General features: G+C 57.4%; 4 protein-coding genes and 1 pseudogene. 1 reads left to right on the top strand and 4 read right to left on the bottom strand.

The features are described from left to right. The first annotated feature begins 181 nt into the window (after positions 1 to 181). On the top strand, positions 182 to 2,107 hold the full coding sequence (locus IEX96_RS13720; protein ID WP_150006451.1) for a phospholipase D-like domain-containing protein: 1,926 nt from the start codon (positions 182 to 184) through the stop codon (positions 2,105 to 2,107). A 583-nt stretch (positions 2,108 to 2,690) separates the two neighbouring features. Here the strand turns inward: IEX96_RS13720 and IEX96_RS13715 are convergent. The 4 genes and pseudogenes from IEX96_RS13715 to IEX96_RS13700 form a co-directional block, all read right to left on the bottom strand. Continuing rightward, positions 2,691 to 3,119, bottom strand: a pseudogene (locus tag IEX96_RS13715) (IS3 family transposase); the annotation flags it as partial. Positions 3,120 to 3,325: 206 nt separating this feature from the next. Further along, positions 3,326 to 4,963 carry a recombinase family protein gene (locus IEX96_RS13710; RefSeq protein ID WP_150006356.1) on the bottom strand — a complete coding sequence of 546 codons (1,638 nt, stop codon included), beginning with the start codon at positions 4,961 to 4,963 and terminating at the stop codon, positions 3,326 to 3,328. Then, positions 4,960 to 5,427 carry a DUF2924 domain-containing protein gene (locus IEX96_RS13705; RefSeq protein ID WP_150006355.1) on the bottom strand — a complete coding sequence of 156 codons (468 nt, stop codon included), beginning with the start codon at positions 5,425 to 5,427 and terminating at the stop codon, positions 4,960 to 4,962. Before IEX96_RS13705 ends, IEX96_RS13710 begins: the two co-directional genes overlap by 4 nt. Positions 5,428 to 5,432: 5 nt before the next feature. After that, a complete protein-coding gene (locus tag IEX96_RS13700) occupies positions 5,433 to 6,029 on the bottom strand; it encodes a DUF3489 domain-containing protein (RefSeq protein ID WP_229773762.1) in 597 nt (198 codons plus the stop codon). Positions 6,030 to 6,117: the final 88 nt, after the last annotated feature.

Here is a 6,117-nt window from a genome sequence, read left to right as displayed (position 1 = left end):
CCTTTGCCATGGTGAATCACGTATTACAACAAATGGGAATCCCCGAATTTAATAGGTCCTGACCCTAGATCGCCATTATCTATCACTTAATAAATGTAGAATAACGGTTCTTAATAAATTTAAAAGATTGTAAGGCTCAATAATAGTCACCTACGGAAACAAATAACGTTGGTGATTAACTATGAAAATAGAAAGAAATACAACTGTCAATGGCATCTTTTCTTCTTTGTTTGCTCTTGTTTGGGGTGTGTCGGCACATGCTGCGGTGCAAATCAATGAAATCGCTTGGATGGGGACGACAAACAGCGCCTCTGATGAATGGATCGAATTATATAATGATGGTCCGCAGGCGGTCAGCCTTGATGGCTGGCAAATTCGCGCCAGTGACGGCACGCCCGATATCGCTTTGTCCGGGACGATTGCCGCAGGTGGGTTTTTCATCCTGGAGCGCACGGACGAGGCTACGCTTCCAAATATCACTGCCGATCTGATCTATACCGGCGCGCTTTCGAATTCTGGCGAGGCTTTGAGCCTTCTCGACGCAGGAGGAGTGTTGGTGGATAGTGTCAGCGGCTGGTCGGCTGGTGACAACAGCACGAAGGCGACGATGGAGCGTGTCGCGAGCGGCTGGCAAACCGCAAGCGCCAGCTATGATGCTGGCTTGGGCACGCCCCGCGCCGCCAATACCGGCAGCGGATCAGGGACACCGCAATTCCTTAATCAAGTGAGTGAATTGCCGGGAGCAATCAATGTTTATTTCAACAAATCGGCGCTTACCGGCTATGCGAGCCTTGGTAATGCCGCCAATCACCAGATCAATCTCGAACAAAGGCTGATAAGCCGTATTAGCGGCGCACGGACAACACTTGATGTGGCGACCTATGAGATCAATTTGCCCGGCATTGCCGATGCCATCATCGAACGGGCGGCGGCTGGCGTTGCCGTGCGGCTGATTGCCGATTCCAAGGCCCCGTCTGACCCCGATGGCGATGAACGCTATCGGCTTATGCGCCTGACACTGGAGCGCATTCTACGGGGAGCCGATATGGTTGCCGGCACTGCGGATGACGCGGTCTTACTGGCCGACTCCCCGATCTTTGCCGTTGGGGATAGTGCCGAACGCATCGCTTTCGGCTTGCCATCAAGTCCGACAGGGCTGTCTTTCGAGACACTCAACATAGGCAATGGGACCGAAACCGGCTTTGTTCTGGCACTTGGAGAATTAAAAGCACCTGATGCTTATTATTCCGCTTCCAGTCAGATGCACAATAAGTTCGTCATTGTCGACGGGGACTGGGTCTGGACCGGTTCGTGGAATTTCACTTTCACCGGACTTTATGGCTCCGAGGCTAATCGCGATGCCGGTATTCTTGATGGCAATCAACAGCATGCTCTGGAAATTCGGGATGTTGCAGTGGCCGCCGCCTTTACCGATGAATTCAACGAGATGTGGGGCAGCGCCACAATGGCGCCGGATCTCGGTGCCAGCGATTTCCATGGCCGTAAGAGCGATAACACGCCACATCTCTTTACGGTTGGCGGGCGCACAATAGAAGTGTATTTCTCGCCCGGCGATGGCGCTGTTGACCGTCTTACGTCTATGGTTACCGATGATGCCGAATTCTCTGCCTATTTTGAGATTTTCGCTTGGTCCGATCAGCCGTTGGTGGACGCCCTGAAGGTCAAATGGGAAGGCTCTGCTGCGGATCTCACCGGTACACTCATCGGGTTTGACATACGCGGGGTCTTTGATTCGAGCTTCTGGAATCAGTGGTGGTCGGCCTCCATCGAAATGACCGGACGCACGGCATCGCAAACCAGCGTCAACAACCCCAATATTCGCTGGAATAACCTGGCCCCGGTGTTTCCCGATGCAGAGACCCGCAAATTGCACGCCAAGTCGATGATTATCGATGTCTGCTCGGTTAGCGATCCTACCGTCGTCGTTGGCTCCACCAACTGGAGTGCCAATGGCGAGGATGTGAATGACGAAAACATGATCATCATCCATGATTTTGCGGTCGCCAATCAATTCCTGCAGCAATTCTATGCCCGTTATCAAACGGCCGGTGGTGTTATTCCGTCACTTGCGGGTTTCGATTGCTGAGAAACTAAACGCCGAGCTCGACTGTGGGCTACATGTTGGCTTGTTCCGTGAAGTGTTCGAGGGTCTGTTTGGCGATGGCCATGAAACGGACACAGGGTGCTGGCGCGCGATTATGTGGACGTCACCATGGCGGCATGTCCTTGCGGTCTGCTCTTTCATTAATAGTGAACACACCGGCGCTAAGGCGCCGGTCCACAAGCTTGGTCGTATCAATTCCAATCCTACGGCTTGGCCAAGGAGATCGGAGCTACCTCAACTGATGATGGTTGAATAAATCAAATGGATCAGACCGAGCGCTTATGGGGTACCAAATTGAACAAAAGCCCTTCAATTGCACGTTACTCCTACAATGGGGTTTCCTATTTTTGTCGCAGTAACGCCTTCATGTTCAATAGCTCTTGAATTCGTTATGCATGGCTCACCGTAACAATGGCAGTGGGGGTATGGACATGAAGGGGAGAGGGCGAGGCCGTCGTCCCGTGCAGGGTTCACTGCGCTAATTTCTGATCAGACTTCCATCCAACTTTACGCATTAAAAGAAAAACGGGCGGCCAAATAAGCTTCCATCGTCCTGGTCATGTGCGTTCCGCCAGATCAGCTCGGCCTTCAGGGATTTGAAGAACGTCTCCACGGCCGCATTATCGTAGCAATTTCCCTTTCCGCTCATCGACACGTGAAAGCCCTGATCGCGCAGGCGTTTCTGGTAATCGTGGCTGCAATATTGGCTGCCCCTGTCGGTATGATGGATACACCCCGGCGGGGGCTGACGCAGATTGATCGCCATGTCGAGGGCGCGGATCGCAAGGTTCTACTTCATGCGATCGCTAACCGCCCACCCTATCACACGTCTGGAATAGAGATCGATTATCACGGCCAGATAGAGCCATCCCTCGCGGGTCCATATGTAGGAAATATCACCCGCCCATTTCTGGTTCGGGCCACTCACCGCGAAGTCCCGGTCCAACAGGTTCGGTGAGATGTTGAACCGATGGTTGCTGTCCGTGGTTGCCCGCCAATAAGTCTCTGTTTTAACTCATATTTCCTAAGAGATTCGAACCCGCGCTACGGTTCCCCGCATTCCGCGGGCATTCCCGCGGGTGCGCGCGGCAAACCGGACCGGAGACGCCCGGAATCCCGATGCCTCCGTGCTGGAGCTGCCCATATTCTCTGCGGGCAATTCGGACGGTTCGGTTTGAGGTGGTTGGAGAGCGGAAAGCGTCATGCGAATCCGAGGAGGGCTTTTTGTTCCGCCCAGCCAAGCGGTATCTCGGTGCGTTTGATCAACGCCTCGGCCGTCAGGTCAACCGGCTGTGTTCCGGTGAGGATCGCCCCGATAATATCGGGCGCGAGGAAAACCAGCGGCATCAACTTGCTGATATAGCGGCCGCTGATGCCCTCCTTTTCGGCGATCTCGCCAAGAGACCGGGCGCGACCGGACATGAGATCGTCGAACCATCGGTGGGCGCGAACGATCGCCTTGATCAGCGTGGGGTCCGGATTTGATACCGCGTAACCGTTTCCTTCCAGAACCAGCTTCATTTCCACGCCGCGACGCCGGATCCGCACCGGCACGATGTGGCGAATGACCATGTTCGGCCCGTGCGCAAACGAAGACAGGTTGAGGCCGAGGGTTAGCTGATCGGGTGCAAGATCGATCCGTTTAACAAGGTCGAGAGGGTCACCTCGCCATCGTGCGGCGGCATCGAGTAGTCCGACGATGCGGTGTGCGGCCATTCCGCTGTCCCGCGCTTTCCGCGTCAGGGCCGAATGATCGGCGAGCAGGCCACGAACGGAGTCCGCTACTATCCGCTCGATCTCGCGGGCAGGCAGACGCCAGCCATTTTCACCACCGGAGACCGTGCTATCGATCAACCGCTTGGAGATATAATAGCGATAGCGCCGTTCCGATTTCACGGCATGGCTCGGGGTCAGCGGCGCGCCGGTTTCATCGAACAGCTTGCCGATGAGCGGGCTGGGAACGGTGGAACGCGTGGTCGACGATGTTGCGCGGGTGTTATCGGCCAGCATCGCCTGCACGGCCTTTTGGGTCGCCGCATCGATGATTGCCGGATGCTGGCCTTCATAAGTTTGTCCCTTGTGGACGGTCCGGCCGGCATAAAGCGGGTTGGCCAGCAGCTTGTAGATATAGCCCCGGCTCATCGGTCGCCCGCCGCGGTGTTTGCCATCTTTGCCATGGCGTATCTTGGTGGTGAGCCCCAATCGATCAACCTCGGCCTTTACGCGGCGGACATTGCCGTGCTCGAGATAGAGCCGAAACACCGTGCGGATGGTCTTGGCTTCCGCTTCGTTGATCGTAAGGGTGCGGCCATCGGGCTCGTAGCCGAGCGGCACGAACCCGCCCATCCATATACCTTTTTGCTTTGAGGCGGCGATCTTGTCACGGATGCGTTCGCCGGTTACTTCACGCTCGAACTGGGCAAAGCTGAGCAGCATATTGAGCGTCAGCCGCCCCATCGAACTGGTGGTATTGAAGGATTGCGTGATTGAGACGAAGGACACGCCGTGCCTGTCGAAGACCTCGACGATCTTGGAAAAATCGGCGAGCGAGCGGGTCAGGCGGTCAACCTTGTAGACCACGACGATATTGATCTTCCGTCCCCGGATGTCGGCCAGCAGTTGCTCGAGGGCAGGACGCTTCATGGTACCGCCGGAGTAGCCGCCATCATCGTAGAACGCGGGGATCAGTGTCCAGCCTTCGCCGACCTGACTGCGGATATAGGCCGCGCAGGCCTCGCGCTGGGCATCAAGCGAGTTGAAGTCTTGGCTCAATCCCTCTTCGGTCGATTTGCGGGTATAGATCGCGCAGCGGCGGAGTTTGGGCTTAGCAGCGGTCATCGTCGACGTCCCTTCAGGCCGAAGAATAGGGGGCCGGACCAGCGCGTGCCGGTGATCGCGCGCGCCACCGCCGAAAGCGATGCCCAGGTCTCGCCGCGATATTGTATGCCGTCCTCCAGCACGATCACCTCATGGGTAACACCCTGCCATTCGCGTAACAGGCGCGTGCCCGGCTTGATTGCGGTGGGCGGGGCTGATAGCGGGCGTCCGGCACTGATCTGTTCCGCAGCCCGGGCCAGTTGGCGGCGGGTCATCGGGCTGAGGCCGCCGAATGCCTGATCCTGTAAGCGATAGGCAATGGCACGAACCGTCAGCGCCCGGCCAAGCCGTGACGGCGGCGGGGACCCGTAACAATCCTGCCACCACCGTTTGAGGTCGTTGAGCGGCAGTCCGGGAAGCGCCGCCAGTTCTTCGGCGAGATTCTGGTCGATGCCTTCCCGATATCTTTTTCGGCGCGGTGCCATTGGTCCTACCCGGCGATCCGGTAGACCCGTCCGCGGCCTTCGATCTTTTCCGCGGTCACGGCCTGGCCGAACTTCTTTTTGATCGTGCCGCTGATGGCACCGCGCACCGAATGGGCTTGCCATCCCGTCGCCGCCATCATCTCGTCGATGGTGGCCCCGGACTTGCGCTGCAGCAGACCGATCAGCAGCGCCTGCTTGCTGCCCGCTGGGGCAGTTGGCTTGGTGTGGGCCGCAGAAGATTCTTTCGGTCGCTTGGCCGGAGAGCTTGCCCGCATGGTCGTTTTAGACTGTGACGGGGATTCTACGGCCTCCTCGGGCTCGACGCCGATGGCGTTCAGCCCTAAATCGGTGATGGCGAGCGTGAAGTGTCCGCCGTCGTCACTCTCGCGCCAGATCTCGGCACCTACCGAGGCTGGCCGTTCGGCGATCAGGCCCTTCTTGATCAGGCCCTTCTTGATCAGGCCCTTCAGCATCGACGTGGTGGTGCCTTTGTTGAGCGTGAGCCTATCGGACAGCGGCAGGACCGTGCCGTCTTTGTGTTGCGCGGCGGCGGAGAGGATCAGGAGTTGAGTATCGGTGAGCTTGGACATGTGGCTGGGCATGGTGGCCTCCCTGTGCTCCGGCATCGCGGGGATCGCGAGGCCTTCCACCACCCAAAGCCCCGCCGGTTAGCCGGTCGGGGTCTGGAAG

Source organism: Iodidimonas muriae (assembly GCF_014647255.1).
GTDB classification, from domain to species: domain Bacteria; phylum Pseudomonadota; class Alphaproteobacteria; order Sphingomonadales; family Rhodothalassiaceae; genus Iodidimonas; species Iodidimonas muriae.
This window is presented reverse-complemented; position numbering and strand designations above follow the sequence as displayed.